The sequence below is a fragment of the Pseudoalteromonas sp. 3D05 genome, from assembly GCF_002723455.1.
Lineage (GTDB): Bacteria > Pseudomonadota > Gammaproteobacteria > Enterobacterales > Alteromonadaceae > Pseudoalteromonas.
This window is the reverse complement of sequence record NZ_PDUS01000033.1, coordinates 1-22,885: the sequence shown is the minus strand read 5'-3', so window position 1 is coordinate 22,885 and position 22,885 is coordinate 1. Positions and strand designations below refer to the sequence as shown.

Below are 22,885 nucleotides of genomic sequence, written 5' to 3'. Positions count from 1 at the left end.
CCTCAAAATGCAGAATTCAGCGTTTCACAGGGGCTTAATATCAAGGCGTTACTCTACAGAATGGCCATCCCTGTTAAAAAGTAACAACGATGAGAGTAAGTGCCTATTAGGCACCTTGAGGTGGTTTGTGTATATTATAATTGTAAATGCTTAGCTATTATATTTATTAATAATACTTATGCTTTTATAAAAAAATATCATTACAAAAACACTGTGAATTAATTTCAATCCCTGTTTAAATATGTTCAACATAAGAGCATAGGCAAATTGACGTTTTCAGCGTATAATTCAGCCTTCAAAATACCATACACGTTGCCCTAGGAGCCCCCATGTTAGAACGTAGCATGAATATTTCGGATTTCGATCCAGAGTTATTTGCAGCAATCAATAAAGAAACTGCACGTCAAGAAGAGCACATTGAGTTAATTGCATCTGAAAACTATTGTAGCCCACGCGTATTAGAAGCGCAGGGTTCACAGCTTACAAATAAATATGCAGAAGGCTACCCGGGCAAGCGTTACTACGGTGGTTGTGAACATGTTGATGTGGTTGAGCAACTTGCTATTGACCGTGCAAACGAATTATTTGGTTCTGATTACGCAAACGTACAGCCTCATGCTGGTTCGCAAGCTAACGCAGCTGTATTTTTAGCGCTTTTAGAAGCGGGTGATACAGTACTAGGTATGAGCTTAGCGCATGGCGGCCACTTAACTCACGGTTCTCACGTAAGCTTTTCTGGTAAACTTTATAATGCGATCCAATACGGGCTTGATGAAGTAACAGGCGAAATTGATTACGCACAAGTTGAAGCTTTAGCGCTTGAGCACAAGCCAAAAATGATCATCGGTGGTTTCTCTGCATACTCAGGTATTGTTGATTGGGCTAAATTCCGTGAGATTGCAGATAAAGTAGGTGCATACTTATTTGTTGATATGGCTCACGTTGCAGGTCTTATTGCAGCAGGTGTATACCCAAGCCCTGTAAAGCATGCTCACGTTGTTACTACAACAACACATAAAACACTTGCTGGCCCTCGTGGTGGTTTAATTATCTCAGCATGTGGCGACGAAGCTATTTACAAAAAACTTAACAGCGCTGTTTTCCCAGGTGGCCAAGGCGGTCCTTTATGTCACATTATTGCTGCAAAAGCAGTGGCATTTAAAGAAGCACTACAACCTGAGTTTAAAGAATACCAAACGCAAGTTGTTAAAAATGCACAAGCAATGGTTGCGGTAATGCAAGAGCGCGGCTACAAAATTGTTTCTGACAAAACTGAAAACCACTTGTTCTTACTTGATCTAATCGATAAAGACATTACTGGTAAAGATGCTGATGCAGCATTAGGTAATGCAAATATCACTGTAAACAAAAACTCAGTACCAAATGACCCACGTTCTCCGTTTGTTACGTCTGGTTTACGTATTGGCTCACCTGCAATCACGCGTCGTGGCTTTAAAGAAGCTGAGTCAAAAGAGCTTGCAGGTTGGATTTGTGACGTTCTAGACAACATTAATGATGAGTCAGTGCAAGCGCAAGTAAAAGAGAAAGTTCAAGCTATCTGTAAAAAATTACCTGTGTACGCTTAATCACAGGAATTTAGATAACATCAGCAATGTTTTTTGCTATCATAAAGGCCGCCCTAGAGCGGCCTTTTTGTTTTTAGTTACGGAATTTACACTATATGCATTGCCCTTTTTGCTCTGAGAAAGATACCAAAGTGATTGATTCGCGTTTAGTTGGTGGTGGTCACCAAGTAAGGCGCCGTCGTGAATGTAACGAATGCCATGAGCGTTTTACCACTTTCGAAGGTGCTGAGCTGGTTATGCCGCGAGTTATTAAACAAGATGGCAGTCGCGAACCTTTCAACGAAGATAAACTCCTTAACGGGTTACACCGTGCCTTAGAGAAACGCCCAGTAAGCACCGAGCAAGTTGATGAGGTTGTTAATATTATTAAATCTCAATTGCGTGCAACCGGTGAGCGAGAGATTTCGAGTCACCTTGTTGGCGAATGCATCATGGAGTCATTAAAAAAGCTTGATAAAGTGGCCTATGTTCGGTTTGCTTCGGTGTATCGTTCATTTGAAGATATTCGTGAGTTTGGTGAAGAAATAGCACGCTTAGGGGAGTAGTATGAGCGCTCAAATGTTCACTGAGCAAGATCATCACTATATGGCTCGTGCGATAGAGTTAGCTAGTTTAGGTCGATTTACCACAACGCCAAACCCTAATGTAGGGTGTGTGTTGGTTAAAGATAATGTTGTAATAGGGGAAGGGTTTCATCAGATCGCAGGCCAAGGGCATGCTGAAGTAAACGCTCTTGCTATAGCTGGTAAAAAAGCAAAAGGGGCAACGGCCTATGTGACTCTTGAACCCTGTAGCCACTTTGGTAAAACCCCGCCTTGCGCTCAAGCATTAAAAGAGGTTGGCGTCAGTAAGGTCATTGCAGCTATGGTTGACCCAAATCCTCAGGTGGCCGGGAAGGGATTGGCCATATTAGCGAGTGCCGGCATTGAAGTTGCCTCAGGGTTACTTGAACAACAGGCACGATTGTTAAACCGAGGGTTTTTAAAGCGTATGGAACAGGGCTTGCCCTTTGTGACATGTAAAATGGCCGCTAGTTTGGATGGTAAAACAGCCCTAAAAAATGGCCAAAGTAAATGGATTACTGGCACGCCAGCGCGCCAAGATGTGCAGTTATTCAGAGCGCAAAGTTGTGCCATTTTAACGGGGGCAGATACGGTACTCATTGATGATGCAAAGCTCAATGTACGTATTAATGAACTGCCTCAAGCGTTACCAACAGATTTACCACTTCGCCAGCCAATACGCGTTATTGTCGATTCTCAAAACCGCTTAACGCCTGATCTTGCTTTGTTTAGTATTGAAAGTGAGATCATTATTCTTACGACTAAGCTTGATAAATCGATTCAATGGCCTCATTACGTTACCCATATTGAAGTGCCCGAAAAATCTCAAAAAGTAGATTTACTCGCTGCATTGCAAATTTTAGCTAAAAGACAAATAAATACAGTATGGCTTGAAGCTGGCGCGACATTGGCCGGCGAGATGACCCAGCAAAATCTAATTGATGAATTTATAGTGTATTTTGCGCCTAAACTATTAGGGAATGATGCAAAAAGCTTACTAAACTTTGCAACTCTAACCAGTATGCAAGATACTATTAACCTAACAATTAGTGACTGTGCGCTAATTGGCGATGATATTCGTATCACCGCTAGTGTGACGGCCACCAAATCGTCTTAATTTATTTTTGAGAGTAAACTTTATGTTCACTGGTATTATTGAAGCAACAGGCATTATAAGTGATTTGCGCAAAACTCAAGGTGATTTGGCTATTCGTATTCAAAGCCACGATTTGAATATGGCAGATGTAAAACTAGGTGATAGCATTGCCACGAATGGTGTTTGCTTAACTGTTGTTGCTAAACATGATGATGGATTTAGTGCCGATTTATCAAATGAGACCATTGGTTTGACAGGGTTCGCACATTACAAACAAGGGCAAAAAGTTAACCTTGAAAAAGCAATGCAGCCTGTATCGCGATTAGGTGGTCATTTAGTGTCAGGTCATGTTGATGGCATTGCAACAATTACTGCAATCACCGCAAACGCACGCGCAACAGAATATTGGTTATCGACCGATGCGGCGTTGATGAAGTACATTCCATATAAAGGTTCAGTATGTGTGGATGGCATTAGTTTAACCGTAAATGCGGTTGAGGATAATAAATTCAAACTCACCATCGTGCCTCACACATCAGAACAAACCACGATTGCTGACTTTAAAGTTGGCACTTCAGTAAACTTAGAAGTTGACCAAATAGCCCGCTACCTTGAGCGTTTGATCAAAGGTGCAGAGCAACCAGCAAGCTCAGATATTTCCATGAGCTTATTAGCTCAAGCTGGTTTTATAAAATAAACTCCACAAATTAATTATGAGTAGACTATGAATTTACACAGCGCGCAAGAAATTATTGATGACATTAAAGCCGGTAAAATGGTTATTTTAATGGATGACGAAGACAGAGAAAATGAAGGCGATTTAATTATTGCTGCTGAGCATATTAGTGCTGAGGCAATTAACTTTATGGCTACTCATGGCCGTGGCCTTATCTGTTTAACGATGACGCAAGAACGCTGTGAGCAACTTGATTTGCCGTTAATGGTAAAAAATAACGGTGCTGCATTTTCTACGAATTTTACGATGTCTATTGAAGCATCAAAAGGCGTGACAACGGGTATTTCTGCCGCTGATCGCGCTCGTACAGTACAAGCTGCCATTGCAAAAGGCGCGGAACCATCAGATATAGTTCAGCCTGGGCATATTTTTCCAATTATGGCTCAGCCTGGTGGTGTACTAACACGTGCAGGCCATACTGAAGCAGGGTGTGATTTAGCACGTTTAGCGGGCCTTGAGCCGTCTTCTGTAATCGTTGAAATACTCAATGCCGATGGCACTATGGCGCGTCGCCCAGATTTAGAGATATTTGCTAAAGAACATGGCATTAAAATTGGCACCATTGCTGATTTAATAGAGTATCGCAACATAAACGAAACCACTATTGAACAGGTTGCTAAGTGTAAGTTACCCACTCAGCATGGTGAGTTTGACCTAGTAACGTATAAAGACACCATTGATGGGCAGCTGCATTACGCATTATTAAATGGTGAAATTAAAGCAGATGAGCCAACATTAGTTCGTGTTCACTTACAAAGCACATTCAACGATATTTTATTATCAGATCGTAGTGCTGACAGAAGCTGGGGTTTATCAGACGCGATGGCGTATATTGCACAGCATCAAGGTGCACTCGTTATCCTAGGCAAGCAAGAACATACAGAAGAGTTAGAGGCAACAGTCAAAGCATTTGCAGCAGAGGATGCGGGCGAAAACGTGAGTCATCGTAAATTTCAAGGTACATCACGCACCGTTGGTGTCGGCTCACAAATTTTAGCGGATCTAGGTATTGAGAAAATGCGCCTAATGAGTCGACCTAAAAAGTACCACGCACTTTCTGGTTTTCACCTTGAAGTGGTTGACTACGTAGAGCCGCAATAAGCTAGGCTATTATTTTATTTTTATGGTATGATGCGCAGCAATTTTTGCGCAATCGCTTAAACTTATTTTTAGGGTTATCGAATGAAAATTATCGAAGGTAATAAATACGCTCCGGGCAAGAAATTTGCCATTGTCATTTCTCGCTTTAATGATTTTATTGGTAGCAGCCTTTTAGCAGGTGCTGTTGATGAACTAAAGCGTACTGGTGGTGTATCTGAAGATGATATCACTGTTATTTATGTACCAGGTGCGGTTGAGTTACCTTTGGCAGCAAAACGCGTTGCGGCAAAGAAAGAGTATGATGCAATCATCGCTTTAGGCGTTGTGATAAGAGGTGGTACACCACACTTTGATCTCGTTGCTGGCGAATCAAATAAAGGCTTGGCGCAAGTGTCGCTTGAGTATGATATCCCGGTTGCATTTGGCGTATTAACCACAGAAAGCATTGAGCAAGCGATTGAACGCGCTGGCACCAAGATGGGCAACAAAGGTGGCGAAGCTGCTTTAGGTGCACTTGAAATGGTTAATGTGTTAGATAAAATTTAAGTTTAAGGAATTTTTGTGAAACCAGCAGCAAGACGTAAAGCACGTATCTTAGCACTTCAAGCCGTTTATTCTTGGCAACTAAGTGGCAATGCAATTGCCGATATCGAACAACAAATGTTGATCGAAAACGACGTGACTAAAATCGACGTTGAATATTTTAAAGATCTCGCTCGTGGTGTTGCTGTAAATAAAACGCAACTTGACGAAGCTGTCTCTCCTCATTTAACTCGTCCATTTGATGAGTTAGATATGGTTGAAAAGGCGATCTTACGTCTAAGCGCTTATGAGCTTAAATTCCGTGAAGACGTTCCTTACAAAGTAGCAATCAATGAAGGTATTGAGCTTGCTAAAATATTTGGCGCTGAAGATAGCCATAAATTTGTAAACGGTGTACTTGATAAAGCAGTTAAGCATTTACGTAAGTAACGCAACTGCAAAAGGAGAGCCGGCATAGGCCGGCTTTTTTGTGTATGAAGGAATTTGAATTAATAAATCATTACTTCAAGGGGCGTGGAGTGACTCGCCGCGATGTAAACCTTGGCATTGGTGATGATTGTGCTTTAGTAACTGTCCCAGAAAACTGCCAGTTGGCGGTCACTACAGATACGCTTGTGTCAGGCGTCCATTTTTTTGATGATATTTCACCTCGTGCTCTAGGGCATCGTGTATTAGCTGTAAATTTAAGTGATTTAGCTGCAATGGGGGCTGAGCCTACATGGGTTTCAGTTGCTCTAACGTTGCCTAATATTGATGTTGAATGGCTTGAAGAGTTCACTGAGGGGATGCATGAAATCGCAGAGTACTATAATGTGCAAATCATTGGTGGTGATACAACTCAGGGTCCATTAACAATCACTATTTGTGCAAAAGGCACAGTCCCGCAAGGCAAAGCTTTACGACGAGGCGGTGCAAAAGTAGGTGATTGGATTTACGTTACAGGGCCCTTAGGAGATGCGGGTCTTGCTATTGAGTCTCGTAAGCAAGAATTTAAAATTGCTCCAGAGCATCTTCGCTATGTGAATCAGCGTTTTGACTACCCAGCTCCTCGGGTTGCCGCAGGGCAAGTGCTTAGAGGTTTGGCATCGTCTGCTATTGATGTTTCAGATGGTTTACTCGCTGATCTAGGTCATATTTTGGCTATGTCGCAAGTTGGTGCTCAAATCCATGTTGAGAAAGTACCAACATCAGTTGCAATGCAAGACACATTAGATAAATCTCAACAGCTTCCTTTTATTCTCAATTATGGCGATGATTATGAATTACTGTTTACAGTGCCTGATGATAATAAGAGTATGTTAGAACTTAAATTACGCCAATATGGCGTAGAAGCGACCTGTATCGGTCAGATAAAAAGTGGTGAAGGACAAATTGAGCTCTCGCTTAATGGTGAAAAACTCGATTTTAATGATACTGGCTTTGAACATTTCTCCAAGGAGTCGGTTTGAATAACCCCTCAAAATTTAACTTAAAGCGCCCACACCAATTTTTTGGTTTGGGCTTTGGTTTGGGTTTAGCACCAAAGGCACCAGGCACTTTTGGCACATTTGCCGCCCTGCCATTTATTTTTATTACGCTGCATTATCCACTCTGGCTACAAATAGTATTTGCTGTGGTTATTAGTATATTTGGTATTTGGGCGTGTGGTAAAACTGCAGATGATTTGGGTGTACATGATCATCCTGCAATTGTGTGGGATGAGGTTGCAGGCTTTTATATAACAATGATTGGTGCGGCGTTAAGCTGGCAATCACTGTTAGTTGGATTCTTGTTATTTCGCTTTTTTGATATTGCTAAACCAGGCCCAATCCGTATATTAGATAAGCGCCTGCATGGCGGTATAGGGATTATGGCAGATGATGTTTTAGCGGGAATATTCTCACTAATTTGCTTGCAAGCTCTATTCAAAATGGGTTACTTACCTTTTTAACCTTAGTTTTTCAACGAGGTATTGACGTTATGATGCGGTTTTTATTGGTTTATATTTTATTGTTTTGCAGTTTACCAAGCAGTGCGTCAATTACTGATTATGTTGTGAAGCAGTGGAATATAAAGAACGGTCTACCTTCGCAATCACTAAAAAGTGTTGTTCAAGATGAACAAGGTTATATGTGGTTAGGTACTCAGTTTGGCCTTAGCCGTTTTGATGGTAATACGTTTACAAATTACAATACGCTGAATACCCCTTTTTTACCGAGTAACGGTATTAATAAACTTATCATCGATAGTGAGGGGTATTTATGGGTAGGTACAAAAAAAGGGGTTGTCGTTCTTGACCCACAAACGATGGCTGCTCAAGAGTACATAGTCAAAGGTCCTGTTCGCGATGTTATCGAAGATTCTCGCGGGAGCATTTGGATTGCAGCAAATGGGTTATATTTTGTTCCTCGTAATCAAATAGACCTCAAATTAAATACCCACATACCAAATCACACTGTGAAAGCCAGTTCTGTTAAACAAATTACAGGCACGGTAAGTCAATTAGCTTTATCACCTGAAGGCATTTGGCTTGTTAACGAAAGACAGCTATTACGTTTGACTAACTCCTCATCTGACTTTGCTAAGTTACGATTAGAACTAACCGCCAAAGTATCGTTACCTGAGCGTGTCGCACAAACAATTATTCATGACTTAACCTTTCTTGAAGGTAATCTCTACCTTGCTTCTGAGTTAGGTGCATATTTTCTTGATTTAGATGATGAGCTTCGTCCGTTCCCACTGCCTAATGCCAATAACTCTGCCGTTTATAAATTTATGAGCGACTCCGATGGTGCGTTATGGGTTTCTACCTATGGGCGATTGTTAGTTAGAGATAATTCAGGTGATTGGCAATGGGTTGAGCCAAGCCAGCTAGATCAAAATATATGGTTCGCTGACTTGTATCGTGATAACGATAATAACATTTGGTTAGCCAGCTTTAGCGAAGGGTTGTGGCTTGCTCACGAAGGGCGTATAGAGCGCCATTCAGCTATTTCCCAAATGACGGAAGCTGTTATGGCCATTACCAAAGCGCCTGACGGTAAGTTGTGGGTTGCTAATAGAAGTGGTGTTGGGTATTTCGATTTAAACAAAAATTTCATCAATCAGATCCCGAGCAACCAATACGGTCGAGCTGTTGTAAATGATTTACACTTTGATAGTGGTCGTTTATATATTGCAACAGGTCGAGGTGTGTACTTTTACGAAAATAAAACCTTATTTACAGTACCTGGACGCGCTTTAAGAGATAACCCTGTATTTGCTATAAGCAACTCAAGTAAAGATGGCTTATGGCTGGGTACTGGCCGAGGTATGTACCGTTTAAGTTATGGCGGGATAACACCGTTTGCATACAACGCATTTTTAGGCAGTAAATTTATTACCTATGTATTGGAGCAACAAAATTTTGGTCTGATTGGTACCAGTAAAGGTGCATATTACTTTACTGACCGCGGCATTGAAAAAGTGGGTGATCAAACGTCATTAGAAAGTGCTTATGTTACGAGCATTTTGTACCTGGATGGTGGAGCTATTTTAATTGGTTCATTAAATGATGGGCTATTCTATAGGAGTACCAAAGGTCAGTGGCGTCAACTAGACGCATCAAATGGTTTGCCTTACGGATCTATCTTTAGCCTGCGTTATGATGAGTCATTAAAGCGTATTTGGGTCAGTACCATGAAAGGTGTTTACCGAATGCCTGTAGAGCAATTTAGCGCGGATATAGAAAGCTTAAAGGTTGAGCAAGTAATCTCTTCTTTTGACCGACAACTAGATGGTAAAGCGAGCCAATGTTGTACAGGGCTTGGTCACGATGCTGTGGCAGAACACAACAACTCTATGTGGTATCCAAGTTTGCAAGGCGTTGTGGAAATTCCAAAAGACATCGAGCTATTTGGAGTGAAACAGTTACGCCCTAAAGTTGAAAGTGTAACAACGGGCATGCGTTCAGTGTCTGTTGCTTCTTTGGGAGATAATCCTACATTTAATACGGACGAACGTGACTTTACACTTAAATACACGGCAATAGACTATTATGCCCCGACCAGTATTGAATTTCGCTACCGACTGAGTGGATTAGATGATGATTGGCGCTACGCAAACTCTCGTCGTGAGGCGATATATACTAACTTACCTCCAGGATTATTCTTGTTTCAACTTGAAGCAAAACGACAAGGTGAGGGCTGGCAAAATGCAAAAAGTGCCGAGTATTCATTTATCGTACCTAAACGATTTGATGAAACGGTTTACTTCAGGTTGTTAATCACCAGTACGATTATTTTACTTTTCTATCTTGTTTTTTGGGTTTTCAGGAAACAGGAGCGCCGTAAGCAAGCGGCCTTAGAAAGTTTAGTTGCAGAGCGCACTGGAGAGCTTCGTCAAGCTAACGACAAGTTAAATCAGGTTAACTCACAACTGAAACTTGTCAGTCATTCTGATGAACTAACAGGCCTGAGAAGTCGTCGCTTTTTGTTTGATCAACTACCAAAGGATATTGAGCACTTCCAGCGCAACTCGCAATCCTTACAGGCACAGGGAAAGTCATTGGTTTTATTGGTGATCAACTTCGATAGTTTCAGTAAGATCAACGACGCCTTTGGACCTATCGGTGGAGATAGCTGCTTACAACAAATGGCGGCTTTGTTAAATTCACGAACTCAAGGGTCAGATTATGTCGCACGCTGGAGTGGTGATGAGTTCTTGCTTTTACTACGTGATTTTAAGCGCACCTCTATTGATAAATATGTTTCAGATCTTTGCAAAGCTGTCGCAGAACATTCATTCAAGCTGCCAAGTGGTGAAAGCATTAATTTAACAGCATCAATTGGTTACTCATTTTACCCTTTACCGCTGCTTGGTGGGCAAGTTATCGGATGGGAAACCTCTGTAAATCTAGCAGATATCGCACTTCATCAAGTTAAAAAGCGCGGTGGTGATGGTGTGGCAAATATTACATTTGATGAACAGCTGGATGCGTTTGAATTTGAGCAAACGAATAATGTTGAACAACAGCTTAGCGTATTACAAGCCAATGGTTTGGCAGATATTAAAGTGTGGATGCGTTAGTCGTTTTATGCGGGCGTATAAAAATGCCTTAACGTATGACGTTAAGGCATCGGGAGGCCAACTAAAGTCAGTTTAATTAAACTGCTTTGAAGGTTAATGATTTAACCAAGTTGGTAAAATAGCGACTGATTCAGGTGCTGTGAATGAGTAGCTCAAACTCGCAGCTATATCTCCACTTGAGCTAGTTAAAATATTGTCATAGCGCATTACTAAACCATTTGATTTCTCGGCCACATAGAGGTGATTACCAGTAAACATAATATCCACTGGGTTACCAAGCATGGTGGCAGGCCCTGCAATATTAACACTGACATTATTCAAACCAGAGCTCATTCCTACATTACTTAATACGTACAATTTACCATCAGTTGCGTCTGCGGCACTGCCAACATCGGAGACGATTAGCGAATCACTGAGTGGATCGTAGTCGATACCATGGATGTTGGTTGGTGCAGGAAATGCGGCGCCCCCAGTTGCTGGGGTAATAAGGCGGTCTTCACCTGTAATTGAACTCATACCCGCCATCAATTTAGTTTTTACTTCATCAAAAACGGCAATCGTACCATTGGTTAATGCAACAAATGCGCGGTCTGTAGCAACATCGTAGTCGACATCCCAAGGACGGGCATTATTACTTGGTGTGAGTGTAATCAGTGGTGAAGCGTCCCCAGTTGTACAGCTTGAAAACACTAAAATTCCTGGCGTTGTTGCATTATTCTCAGCAACAAAAACTAAGCCGCTGTCTGATGCTACATCCAAGCCTTTTGGTGAGATAAGGCCGGTATTATCACCACTGATAATCGAATCTTGGCTTAGTGAAAAAACCTCACCATCACGATGCACAGCCACCTTATTAGAAATCACTATCCCACCAGTAGAAGTGGTGCTGTTATCAAACGTTGTATAGCTGTTACCTGCTTTATCAAAGGTAACACTTTCGATTGCTTGGCTCGCATTATAACTGCCAAACTCACTTGTGAGTGGTGTATTAAGGCGTGAAATATGTCCTGTTGTAGGACCCTCAACACCGGGGTTGCTACTTACTGCAACACCCATCAATGGCACATTAACCATATAGCTGTCTGATATATCCGCCATATCACTATGCATTACAGTTTCGGTTATAGATTCTGGTTTAATAGTCTGCGTTACGCTATCAGGGCTAATATCACCACTTTCACCTGAAAAAATATTACTAAATACCAATACCGCATCGTTTGATTTTTCTGCGACACGTAAATCACTGCCCGTTAAGCTTATATCTACTGGGTTACCAAGCATACTTGCGGGCCCTGCGATGCTACGAGCAACACTGGTATTGCCATCTGCAAGCGAAGCATTGTTGATCACAAAGAGTGAGCCGTCTGTAGCATCACTGGCGCTACCTACATCTGAAAGCACTAATTTATTAGTTTTGGCATCATAAGCTATGCCATGAATATTTACTGAAATCTTTTCGCCCGCATCGTTACTTGGTGTGATTGTGCGTGTCGGCATTGCCACGAATCCGCCATCGACGTAGCTGTCATATACTGCAACATCACCATTCGTTAGTGCCACATATAAACGATCGTTTACATCATCATAGGTAACATCCCAAGGTTTTGCATCTGTAACTGTCGTGGCTAGAGGAGTTGCATCACCTGCGGCGGTGGCGCCAAATACAGTGATTTGAACTGCATTAAAGTCGGCTATGAATACCAAGCCTCGTTTGTGAGAAACATGAATACCTTTTGGGTTTACCAAGGTAGTATTAGTACCAGTAATTGTACGGTCACGATCAGTATTAAACATACCACCGTCATTACGACTTTGCACTTGGCATATAGTACTGATAGCCCCATTGCCTAAGTCACTTGCTTGAATTAAGTTGCCTAACTTATCAACTGCAACACCTTCATTTGCACCACTATTAAATGTTTTTAACTTTGCAGCATTTTGATCAATTAGATCAATGGTGCCTGCATTGTCAGTGCCGTTATTCGCTAAAATAAATGTTGCGGCATTAAAGCCAGGTGTGCCATCAGCACCATCTACACCGTCATTACCATTTGCACCGTCATTACCATCAGCGCCATCTGTACCATTATCACCTGGGGCGCCCATTTCACCTTGCATACCAGCAGGGCCGGTGCTGCCATCATCGCCATCACAACCAGTTAAACCTATTAAAATTGCTAAACTAAGCGCAGATAAGCATATTTTACTTGTCATTGAACGAGACTGAATAGATTGAGAAATGTTGCCTGAGTTGAACGTTTTCATAGTTTGTACCTTCTTAAATATTCCATTAAATGTGAACATACAAAGAGTTTGCTTAAAACAGCTTATACAATCGTGTTAAGTTATTAGTCATTTATAGCGACGGATAAACGCCGTTAGCGCTTTATTTAGCACGCTAGAAAGGCTAAATATTAAAGTCGATTGGTATAATATAAAAGCGTGAAACTTTGCTCACGAGTTAACCTCAGTGTGTAAACGTTTAAGGAATAAAATTGGATGCAAATAAGAGAAAATAATCGGATTTTATTTTTAGTGTTATGATTTTAAATAAAAAAAAGGAGCATTTGCTCCTTTTTTATTTGACCTTGAAAGGTAAACAGACCCTAGTCAGTAACAAATTTTTGTATGCTGTCGAGTATACCCTGAGCACCTAAACCCATTTCATCATGCATTTGCTGTTGTGTTCCGTGTTTGATGAATTCATCTGGAATGCCTAGGTTTAAAATGTTTGCCTTTGCTTTCACTGTAGCTAAGTACTCATTAACCGCAGAACCAGCACCACCAACAATGGCGTTATCTTCAAGCGTTATAAAGCTATCGTGATCGCTAAGCAGTGAATCGATTAAGTCTGTATCTAGTGGCTTTACAAAACGCATATCTATTAAGCTTGCACCTAACTCATCAGCGGCTAAAAATGCGTTTTCAAGTAGCGTCCCAAAAGATAATATTGCAATTTTGCTGCCGTGTTTAATAACTCGTCCTTTACCGATTTCGAGGGCGGTCATTTGCTCATTAATTTCGCTATTACCGGCACTGCCACGAGGGTAGCGCACAGCAACAGGCTGATTGCATTGATAACCAGTATAAAGCATTTGGCGACACTCATTGGTATCGCTAGGTGCCATAATGATCATATTTGGAATACAACGCATAAAGCTTAAATCGTATGCACCTTGATGGGTTTCACCATCCGCGCCAACAATACCTGCACGGTCAATGGCAAATAGTACCGGTAAATTCTGTAGTGCAACATCGTGAATTAGTTGGTCGTACGCGCGTTGTAAAAAGCTCGAGTAAATAGCAACAACGGGTTTTAAGCCTTCACATGCAAAGCCAGCCGCCAAAGTAACGGCGTGTTGCTCTGCAATAGCGACATCAAAGTATTGCTCTGGGTGTTCTTTTGAAAAGCGCACCATACCAGAGCCTTCACGCATGGCTGGAGTAATCGCCATTAGCTTGTCATCTTGGCTTGCCATATCACACAGCCAATCACCGAATACTTTTGAAAACGTTGCAGCACCAGGTTTAGACTTTGGTAAGCTTGACACCGCAGGGTCAAATTTAGGCACGCCATGGTAACCAATAGGGTCAGCCTCGGCGGGCTTATAGCCTTTCCCTTTTTGTGTTTTGATATGCAGCAGCTGTGGACCTTTTAAGTTGCGCATATTGCGCAACGTGTCTACCAACATATTTACATCATGACCATCAATAGGGCCGATATAATTAAGGCCTAATTCTTCAAAGAAAGTACCAGGGATCACCATGCCTTTTAAATGCTCTTCCATGCGACTGGCTAATTCTTTTACCGGAGGTACACCTGAAAGTAGTTTTTTGCTGCCTTCACGAATATTGGTATAAAAGCTGCCAGATAAAATTCGTGCGAAGTGATTGGTTAAAGCACCGACATTTTCAGAAATAGACATTTCATTGTCGTTTAAAATGATCAGCATGTCTGATTTAACATCACCTAAATGGTTCATTGCTTCAAACGCCATACCAGCAGTAATTGCGCCGTCACCAATTACGGCTACTGTTTTACGGCTTTTGCCTTCTTTTTGTGCGGCAATTGACATACCGAGGGCAGCTGAAATAGATGTGCTTGAATGACCAACACTAAATGTATCGTAAGCACTTTCATCACGATAAGGGAAAGGGTGCAGGCCATCTTTTTGGCGAATGGTATGCATTTGGTCGCGACGACCCGTTAGGATTTTATGAGGGTAGGCTTGATGACCTACATCCCAAACGAGGCGGTCTTCTGGTGTATTATATACATAATGCAACGCAACAGTGAGTTCAACCGTGCCTAGACCAGAGGCCAGATGACCACTGCTTTGGGAAACTGAATTAAGCAAATAATCTCTAAGCTCATCACTAAATGCGGGCAGTTTTTCTTGCGCTAGATCGCGCAGCTGGGCTGGCTCTTCAACCAAACCTAATAATGGATACTTGTTACTATCAAGTGTCATGATTTTTAATACATCCTTCGCTAACCAGAGATTATTATAGCGTATTGTTGCTCTGATTTTTTAGTTATTTTGTATGTCTTTATTCGTTTGCCATTGTGTTTTATTAATGGTCACGTTCAACAATATACGCTGCTAAGCGCGCAAGAGATTCAGTATTGGCATCGATATTCGATAATGCATTAAGGGCATCTGCTAATAACAACTGAGCTTTCTCTTTTGCACCATCAAGACCAAGAAGTGCAGGGTATGTGGCTTTATTCGCCGCTATATCTGACCCTTGAGGCTTACCAAGAATAAAGGTATCGCCTTCTACATCAAGAATATCGTCCTGTACCTGAAATGCCAAGCCAATAGATTCACCAAAAATTTTTAACTGTGAAAACGTATAGTCACTGGTGTTAGGTGCACACAATGCCCCTAGTGTAATTGCGCAATTGAGCAAAGCACCGGTTTTAAGCTTATGAATGCGTTCGAGTGCTGGTAATGAAATAGCTTCATCAGTCGCAGCAATATCGAGCGCCTGTCCTCCCACCATACCCTCAATACCTGACGCCTTGCTTAATGCAGCAATCATTTTAAGCTGTTGAGAAGCTGGTATGTTAAACGTATGGTTAGCGATTAAATCAAAGGCCAATGTTTGCAGTGCATCACCAGCTAAAATTGCATGAGCTTCACCGTACACAATATGGCATGTCGGCCGGCCTCGGCGTAAATCGTCATCATCCATCGCAGGTAAATCGTCATGCACTAATGAATAGCTGTGTATACACTCTATTGCCGCAGCAAGCACATCTAAATCTTTTTTTTCTGCGCCCAACATTTTACCCGTTTCATAAACCAGAAAGGGGCGTATACGCTTACCGCCATTCAATACCCCATAATGTGTTGCTTTTTTAATATTATCTTCAGTATCAAGCGGTAGTGAAAAGTAGTTATCTAGTTTGGCTTCAACGTCATGTTGTGCAACTTTTATTTGCTCTAAAATATGCACCGATTAATCCAAGTCGTTTTTAAAGTCAGTAAGTGGTGACTGAGGGTCATTGCCCATCAAAATTGCCACTTTTTGTTCTGCTTGTTGTAATTTACTTGAAGATGCATTGGCTAGCGCAATGCCGCGTTCGAACTGCTTTAAAGACTGCTCAAGAGATAAATCACCTTGTTCCATGTCGGTGACGATTACAGTTAATTCTTCAAGTGCTTGCTCAAAGCTCAAATTTTCAGGTTTTTTAGTCGCCATCGTGGATTCAACTTAGATGATATGAAATTGAGGCCAATTTTAGGGGGAATGCTAAACTAGGTCAAAGACTGATGCATTTTTTTTATTTATTTACGCGTTATTTGTTTTTTTATTTTGACTGAGCCTATGCTTAAACCTTGCAGCTTAAGGTGGTTAGATTAAAATAACAGTATAGAAGGCAACGTCATTCTCATTTATTCACGTAAATGATTTAAGTAATTCAATCTATTGCCGATAAGCAGTTAATAATAAAAGTTTGTTATTAAAAGTAGCAAAGTATCAATTCCTCTGGAGGGGTAAGTGGATTTAGCAACCATTATAGGTATTCTTGGGGCAATTGGCTTAATCGTAATGTCGATGGTGCAAAGTAGTAACGGTGAAGTGGCTATGTTTTACAACACGCCATCAGTTGTCATCGTATTTGGTGGCTCGATATTTATCGTTCTATCCAACTACACCATGGGCCAATTCTTAGGTATTGGTAAAGTATGCGCTAAAGCATTTATGTTTAAAATTGAATCGCCTGAAGAGCTGATTGAAAAGGCCGTTGAGCTTGCTGATTCTGCTCGTAAAGGAGGATTCTTGGCTCTCGAAGAGGCCGAAATTCCCAACGGCTTTATGCGAAAAGGCGTTGATATGCTTGTAGACGGACATGATGCTGATGTTGTTCGCGCAACGCTCCAAAAAGACATCTCGCTTACTTCAACACGTCATGAATCAGGGGCAGGGCTATTTAAAGCGCTTGCTGATATCGCACCTGCTATGGGCATGATCGGTACGTTGATTGGTTTGGTTGCAATGTTATCAAATATGGATGATCCAAAAGCAATCGGCCCAGCAATGGCGGTTGCGTTATTAACTACCTTATATGGTGCCTTTTTAGCAAACGTTATCGCGATCCCTATTCAGGTTAAATTAGAGCTTCGTAAAGAAGAAGAGGCAATGAACCAACGTTTGATTTTGGATGCTGTTTTAGGTATCCAAGATGGCCAAAATCCAAAAGTTATTGAAGGGATTTTAAAGAATTACCTCGCTGAATCTAAGCGTAATGTGGACACTGAGGAGTAAGCATGTCTGATGAAGAGTGCAAATGTCCCCCCCCAGGATTGCCAGCTTGGATGGGGACCTTCGCTGATTTAATGTCATTGTTAATGTGCTTTTTTGTACTCTTGCTCGCATTTTCAGAAATGGATGTGCTTAAATTTAAACAGATTGCGGGCTCAATGAAATTTGCTTTTGGTGTGCAAAATAAGATTGAGGTAAAAGATATACCAAAAGGAACCTCTGTCATAGCAATGGAATTTACCCCAGGTAAACCTGAACCCACACCCATTGAAACCATTCAACAGCAAACAGTTGAGATGACTCAACAAATGCTTGAGTTTCAAGCTGGGGATGAAAGCTCGGCCGGGGGGCGTCAAGAACAACGTGGTAATAAACGTGGTGGTGAGTCGCAAAGCACTGCTCAACAACAAGCTTCTGAACAATCCACATCGTCTGCAGATCAAGAGCAAGTTAATGAGCTCGTTAAGAAGATTGCGCAACAGTTAGAGCAACAAATTATGGATGGCGCAGTTGAGCTAGAGTCATTAGGGCAACAAATAATTATTCGTATCCGAGAGAATGGTTCGTTCCCATCAGGCAGTGCATTTTTACAGCCCCGTTTTAAACCTATTATTCAAGATATAGCGACTTTATTAAAAGACGTACCGGGTGAAATTACGGTGTCAGGCCATACCGATGACTTCCAGGTGTCAAATGAGCTGTATACAAATAACTGGGATCTGTCATCTAAGCGTGCTGTTGCAGTTGCAACAGAAATGCAAAAAGCTCAGGGTTTTGATAAAACCAGGATGGTCGTTGTTGGTCATGCTGAAACACGTCCATTGGTTCCTAATGAAACAGATACCGACAGACGCAGAAACAGACGCGTTGAAATTTCAATTATGCAAGGCAAGGCAAAAGAGTCTGATCCTATAGAAGTAAGGTAATGTATTGAGTCGAATGGTATAAATTTTAAGTGTGAAAGGTTTTGTTGTGCTTAAATTTATGTAATCGATAATATAGTGTGCTAAAGTACTGTTTATATGAACAGTGTTGGAGCTCGTTGTGAAACTGTATATCGCAGAAAAACCATCATTGGGTCGTGCTATCGCTGATGCACTTCCTAAACCCCATAAAAAGCATGATGGTTACATTGAGGTAGCAAATGGTGATTGCGTTTCGTGGTGCATTGGTCATTTGCTCGAACAAGCTGAACCTGACGACTATAACGAGCAGTATAAAAAATGGCGCTTTGATGATTTACCCATAGTGCCTGAACAATGGCAATTAAAAGCTAAACCAAAAACCCGCAAACAACTTACGATACTTAAAAAGTTAATCAAACAAGCTGATCAATTAATTCATGCTGGTGATCCCGATAGAGAAGGGCAGTTACTTGTTGATGAGGTGATTGAGCAAGTAAAACTTAGCCAAGCCAAAAAACAACAAATTCAACGTTTATTAATCAGCGATTTAAATATTAGTGCAGTAAAGAAAGCGTTGGCAAGTATTCGCAGTAATCGTGACTTTATTCCATTGAGTGTTTCTGCATTGGCGCGCTCTCGCGCCGATTGGTTATTTGGTATGAACTTAACCCGTGCATATACCTTAGCTGGGCAAAAAGCAGGGTTTGGTAATGTGCTTTCTGTTGGGCGCGTACAAACACCTATTTTAGGGTTGGTAGTAAATCGTGATAATGAAATTGCTAATTTTGTAGCAAAACCATTTTATGAAGTGTTTGCTCATTTAAATACGGGGGAGCAACAAAGTTTCACCGCTAAGTGGCAACCAAGCAAGGCATGTGAGCCTTATCAAGATGAAGAAGGGCGAGTACTACATCGAGGTCTTGCAGAGAATGTCGTATCAAGAATAGTAGGACAAAAAGGCGAAGTTACGGCACTTGAGCAAAAGCAGAAAAAACAGCAAGCCCCTTTACCGTATAATTTATCAGCCCTGCAAATAGATGCAGCGAAAGCGTTTACGATGCCAGCTCAAAAAGTGTTAGATATTTGCCAAACTTTGTATGAACGCCATAAGCTCATCACATATCCGCGCTCAGATAATCGTTATCTACCAAAAGATCACCACCGGGAAGCTGCAAGCATTGTAAAAGCGATTGCTAGCAATGGGGGGCAAAGTGCAATTCACTGTAGTCAGGCCGATACCAGTAAGCGTAGTAAATGCTTTAATGATGCAAAGGTAGCTGCGCATCACGCTATCATTCCTACTGCTAAACAATTAAAGTCGGTAAGCTTAAATTCAGACGAAGCAAAGGTCTATAGCCTAGTATGTCGGCATTACCTCATTCAGTTCTATCCTGACTATATATTTAATGAAACAAAGGTTGAGGTAACCATTGCTGGTGGTTTATTTAAAGCGAATGCAAAACAAGAGATCAGCTTAGGTTTTAAAGTACTAATGGGTAAATCAGAGCTAAAAGATCAGCAAACTTTACCGCCGTTAGTTAAGGGGCAAGTGCTTGAGTGTTCCCATGGCGAAGTGGTTGATAAAATGACGACTCCGCCTGCACATTTTACGGATGCAACCTTGTTGAGTGCCATGACGGGAATAAGTCGTTATGTGAAAAACCCAGATATTAAAAGAATTCTCAAAGATACTGATGGCTTAGGCACAGAAGCAACGCGTGCAGGTATTTTAGAGTTATTATTCAAGCGCCGATTTTTACAACGCCAAGGTAAAACCATTTTAGCCACTGAAACAGGAAAAGCACTTATAGGAGTATTACCTGAAGGTTTAGCAAGCCCAGATTTAACGGCAAAATGGGAAGCCTCATTAGGGGATATTGCAGAGCAGCGTATGAGCTACCAACAGTTTTTAACTCCGTTATTAAACGATTTATCACATTTCATCGGACAAGCAGGGCAATGTAATAGCCAAGTTTTTGCGCAATTACCAAAAACGCCGCAAAAGCGACGTTTTAAAAGAAAGGCTAAACCAAAAGCAAAGTCGGCCTAGTTACAAAGTCGATTTAGTTATTAAACAGCGCAACGGCTGCATTACTCATCGCTTTAATACCTGTGGGTAAGGCGACTTTGTAATCTGGGGCGAATTTACTCGAGTGCAATGACGGTAGAGTTTGCCCTGATTCCTGTGCTGCACTATATTGAGATTGCTCTACACCACCAAGCCAAAATAAAGTAATAGGAATGTTTTGTTCGGTTCGGCCATATAAACCAAAGTCCTCGCCAGCCATAACGGCTTGCGTTTCTAGCACGTTATCTTCTCCAATGGCCGAGCTAATAGCACTGCGTACAATATTTGTTTGGTCAGGGTTATTATATGTTGATGGAATTGACTCATCTTCATGTACATATACTTCTGGCATAAGCGACTTGTCCAAGCCTGCGCTTAAAGCAATTCCTTGTGAAATTCTTTTAATAGCGGCAATTTGCTGTAAACGTACGTCCGGATTATAACTGCGTAATGTAAGTTGTAGTTTTACTGCGTCAGAGATTACATTGTGCTTCGAACCTCCATGAATAGAACCAACTGTTATAACTGAAGGCTCTAGCGGGGAAAGTTCCCGGCTAGTAATAGTCTGCAGTGCTAATACAATCCGCGATGCGATAACAACAGGGTCAATAGTTGTGTGTGGGTAAGCACCGTGTCCGCCTTTACCCTTTACTGTGATATCAACAGAGTCAACACTGGCCATCGTGTATTCGTTTTTCATACTCACTTTACCAGCGGGAACACTCGCGCTAACATGTAATGCTATCACGTGATCAGGTGTCGGGAACTTAGAGAATAAACCTTCTTTTAGCATTGCTTTTGCACCGCCACCGACTTCTTCAGCGGGTTGCGCGACCATCATTAATGTTCCTTGCCACGAATCTTTATGCTTAACAAGTTGTTGTGCTGTACCAATAAATGAACTCATATGAATATCATGGCCACAGCCATGCATAACACCCACATTCGCGCCATCGTCATTCACCACTGTAACTTTTGATGCATATGGCTTACCCGTTTGTTCTGTTATAGGAAGGCCATCGGTATCAGTGCGGATCATCACTGTTGGGCCATCACCATTTTTATAAAGACCAACTACACCAAATCCACCTAAATTATCAGTAACTTCGAATCCAATTTGCTTTAATTGCCGCGCAATTTTTTGACCTGTTTTTTGTTCTCGATATGAAAGTTCGGGAGATTGATGTAAATCTAAATACAACTTTTCGATAGCAGGCATGGCTTTATCGAGATTGAGATCTAAGGGTGTAGCACTGGTGAGCGGGCTAATAAAAAGTAAGGCTGCATATATTTTGTGAAATTTCATAAAAGACCTTTTGGCTGGTGGCTTGTAATTATTGTTATCGACACCATATAAAACCCTAAATAGTCTGATATGGCAATTAATCGCAATGAATAATATGGTAAATGTTAATCCACAAAACCTTCAGCAAGTATTAGGTGAAACCTCACAAGAGAAACTTGTGTTGCTTAGTTTCTATTCTGCACAAAGCCCTGAGTGTCAATCGCAAGCTGCTATCCTAGATAAAATTGCAAGTGAATATCCTGAGCATTTACTTGTCGCGACACTTGATTGCGATGTAGAGCAACAGTTGGCTGCGCAACTAGCACAGCAAATTGGTTTGCAAACACTACCAACACTAGTGTTTTTAAAAGACTCGGCCCCGGTAGATATGTTGCCTGGTGCGCAAACAGAGCAACAAGTTAGAGATGTTTTATCAAAGCACTTACCGGCACAACATGAGTTGTTATTAGAGCAAGCAAAGCAGGCTCTCGTTGCAAAAGACTTAAATAGTGCATTTAATTATGCGAAGCAGGCTTACGAACTAGATACCACTAATGCACGCATTAAATTAGTGCTAGCAGATATTTGTATTCAAATTCATAAATTAGATGATGCGCAAGCACTGCTTGATACAGTTGAAGAAGGTGAGCGTGATGCGTATTACACAAATATTCGTGCTAAGTGCGAACAAGCTCTTGAAGCGACAGATTCACCAGAGATAAAAGCATTGCAGTTAAAAGCAGAGCAATATCCGAATGATTTAGATATTAAGCTAGAGTTAGCTGCTGCACTTAATACCGCAGGTCGAAAAGAAGAAGCATTAGAAACATTGTTTAGCATTTTAAAGAAAGATTTAAACTTTGCAGATGCCAAGTCAACATTTCTTGAAGTTATAGCATCATTACCTGATGGCGATAGCTTAGCATCTAAATATAGAAGAAAGCTCTACAGCATCCTGTATTAATCAATTTTATAGATTATAAGCTCAAGCGCTGTTAATTAATGGCGCTTTTTTATATCTAAAACTTGATAAATACAAAAATTAGACAATACTTAAATTCCTCTCGAGAGAAATTGCTGATAATTTAGTCACTAAATAGCGTCTTTTAGATGTTTTAGTTTGTTTTTTAAACTAACGGGCTCTTTTTTAAAGTTTCTGATGAAAAACGCTTGCGTATAATT

Annotated in this window: 19 protein-coding genes; 14 read left to right on the top strand and 5 right to left on the bottom strand. The window is 41.2% G+C overall.

Translation table 11 applies throughout. From position 1 onward, the window contains the following. The first annotated feature begins 329 nt into the window (after positions 1-329). From glyA to CSC79_RS19530, 10 genes are all read left to right on the top strand, one after another. On the top strand, positions 330-1,586 hold the full coding sequence (glyA, locus tag CSC79_RS19575) for a serine hydroxymethyltransferase (protein WP_099297786.1): 1,257 nt from the start codon (positions 330-332) through the stop codon (positions 1,584-1,586). A gap of 95 nt (positions 1,587-1,681) precedes the next feature. Continuing rightward, positions 1,682-2,131 (top strand): transcriptional regulator NrdR, encoded by a 450-nt coding sequence (nrdR, locus tag CSC79_RS19570; protein WP_058561959.1) that lies wholly within the window; start codon positions 1,682-1,684, stop codon positions 2,129-2,131. A gap of 1 nt (position 2,132) precedes the next feature. Continuing rightward, the gene (ribD, locus tag CSC79_RS19565; protein WP_099297784.1) at positions 2,133-3,266 is read left to right on the top strand and encodes a bifunctional diaminohydroxyphosphoribosylaminopyrimidine deaminase/5-amino-6-(5-phosphoribosylamino)uracil reductase RibD; all 1,134 of its coding nucleotides are present in this window, start codon (positions 2,133-2,135) and stop codon (positions 3,264-3,266) included. A 22-nt stretch (positions 3,267-3,288) separates the two neighbouring features. Continuing rightward, positions 3,289-3,942 (top strand): riboflavin synthase, encoded by a 654-nt coding sequence (locus CSC79_RS19560; protein WP_099297782.1) that lies wholly within the window; start codon positions 3,289-3,291, stop codon positions 3,940-3,942. A gap of 27 nt (positions 3,943-3,969) precedes the next feature. Beyond that, complete coding sequence (ribBA, locus tag CSC79_RS19555; RefSeq protein ID WP_099297780.1) at positions 3,970-5,082, top strand: bifunctional 3,4-dihydroxy-2-butanone-4-phosphate synthase/GTP cyclohydrolase II; 1,113 nt, start codon at positions 3,970-3,972, stop codon at positions 5,080-5,082. 81 nt (positions 5,083-5,163) lie between these two features. Then, positions 5,164-5,628 carry a 6,7-dimethyl-8-ribityllumazine synthase gene (ribE, locus tag CSC79_RS19550; RefSeq protein WP_008110216.1) on the top strand — a complete coding sequence of 155 codons (465 nt, stop codon included), beginning with the start codon at positions 5,164-5,166 and terminating at the stop codon, positions 5,626-5,628. A gap of 15 nt (positions 5,629-5,643) precedes the next feature. Then, entirely contained in the window at positions 5,644-6,054 is a 411-nt protein-coding gene (gene nusB / locus CSC79_RS19545; RefSeq protein WP_058561963.1) for a transcription antitermination factor NusB, read from the top strand. Positions 6,055-6,098: 44 nt separating this feature from the next. Then, positions 6,099-7,073: a thiamine-phosphate kinase gene (thiL, locus tag CSC79_RS19540; RefSeq protein WP_099297778.1), complete on the top strand. Its 975-nt coding sequence runs from the start codon at positions 6,099-6,101 to the stop codon at positions 7,071-7,073. After that, a complete protein-coding gene (locus tag CSC79_RS19535) occupies positions 7,070-7,555 on the top strand; it encodes a phosphatidylglycerophosphatase A (RefSeq protein WP_099297776.1) in 486 nt (161 codons plus the stop codon). The genes thiL and CSC79_RS19535 overlap by 4 nt, the downstream gene beginning before the upstream one ends. A 29-nt stretch (positions 7,556-7,584) precedes the next feature. Then, positions 7,585-10,671: a ligand-binding sensor domain-containing diguanylate cyclase gene (locus CSC79_RS19530; protein WP_099297788.1), complete on the top strand. Its 3,087-nt coding sequence runs from the start codon at positions 7,585-7,587 to the stop codon at positions 10,669-10,671. A 93-nt stretch (positions 10,672-10,764) separates the two neighbouring features. Here CSC79_RS19530 and CSC79_RS19525 read toward each other — a convergent pair whose 3' ends face one another. The 4 genes from CSC79_RS19525 to xseB all read right to left on the bottom strand — a co-directional run bounded on the left by CSC79_RS19525 (position 10,765) and on the right by xseB (position 16,380). Further along, positions 10,765-12,885 carry a hypothetical protein gene (locus CSC79_RS19525; RefSeq protein ID WP_143483846.1) on the bottom strand — a complete coding sequence of 707 codons (2,121 nt, stop codon included), beginning with the start codon at positions 12,883-12,885 and terminating at the stop codon, positions 10,765-10,767. Between the two features lie 392 nt (positions 12,886-13,277). After that, the gene (gene dxs, locus CSC79_RS19520) at positions 13,278-15,143 is read right to left on the bottom strand and encodes a 1-deoxy-D-xylulose-5-phosphate synthase (protein ID WP_099297772.1); all 1,866 of its coding nucleotides are present in this window, start codon (positions 15,141-15,143) and stop codon (positions 13,278-13,280) included. Between the two features lie 103 nt (positions 15,144-15,246). Further along, positions 15,247-16,134 carry a (2E,6E)-farnesyl diphosphate synthase gene (ispA, locus tag CSC79_RS19515; RefSeq protein WP_099297770.1) on the bottom strand — a complete coding sequence of 296 codons (888 nt, stop codon included), beginning with the start codon at positions 16,132-16,134 and terminating at the stop codon, positions 15,247-15,249. A 3-nt stretch (positions 16,135-16,137) separates the two neighbouring features. After that, positions 16,138-16,380 carry an exodeoxyribonuclease VII small subunit gene (gene xseB, locus CSC79_RS19510; RefSeq protein ID WP_099297768.1) on the bottom strand — a complete coding sequence of 81 codons (243 nt, stop codon included), beginning with the start codon at positions 16,378-16,380 and terminating at the stop codon, positions 16,138-16,140. Positions 16,381-16,680: 300 nt separating this feature from the next. Here xseB and pomA point away from each other — a divergent pair, with 300 nt between their 5' ends. The 3 genes from pomA (at position 16,681) to CSC79_RS19495 (ending at position 20,400) form a co-directional block, all read left to right on the top strand. After that, positions 16,681-17,448, top strand: a complete 768-nt coding sequence (gene pomA, locus CSC79_RS19505) for a flagellar motor protein PomA (RefSeq protein WP_099297766.1) — start codon at positions 16,681-16,683, stop codon at positions 17,446-17,448. A gap of 2 nt (positions 17,449-17,450) precedes the next feature. Next, entirely contained in the window at positions 17,451-18,371 is a 921-nt protein-coding gene (locus tag CSC79_RS19500; RefSeq protein WP_099297764.1) for a flagellar motor protein MotB, read from the top strand. Positions 18,372-18,489: 118 nt separating this feature from the next. Continuing rightward, entirely contained in the window at positions 18,490-20,400 is a 1,911-nt protein-coding gene (locus CSC79_RS19495) for a DNA topoisomerase III (protein WP_099297762.1), read from the top strand. 13 nt (positions 20,401-20,413) lie between these two features. Here CSC79_RS19495 and CSC79_RS19490 read toward each other — a convergent pair whose 3' ends face one another. Then, positions 20,414-21,724, bottom strand: coding sequence for an amidohydrolase (locus CSC79_RS19490; protein WP_099297760.1), 1,311 nt, complete (start codon positions 21,722-21,724; stop codon positions 20,414-20,416). 85 nt (positions 21,725-21,809) lie between these two features. Between CSC79_RS19490 and CSC79_RS19485 the strand changes: the two genes are divergently transcribed. Then, positions 21,810-22,667, top strand: a complete 858-nt coding sequence (locus CSC79_RS19485; protein ID WP_099297758.1) for a tetratricopeptide repeat protein — start codon at positions 21,810-21,812, stop codon at positions 22,665-22,667. Positions 22,668-22,885 lie beyond the last annotated feature (218 nt).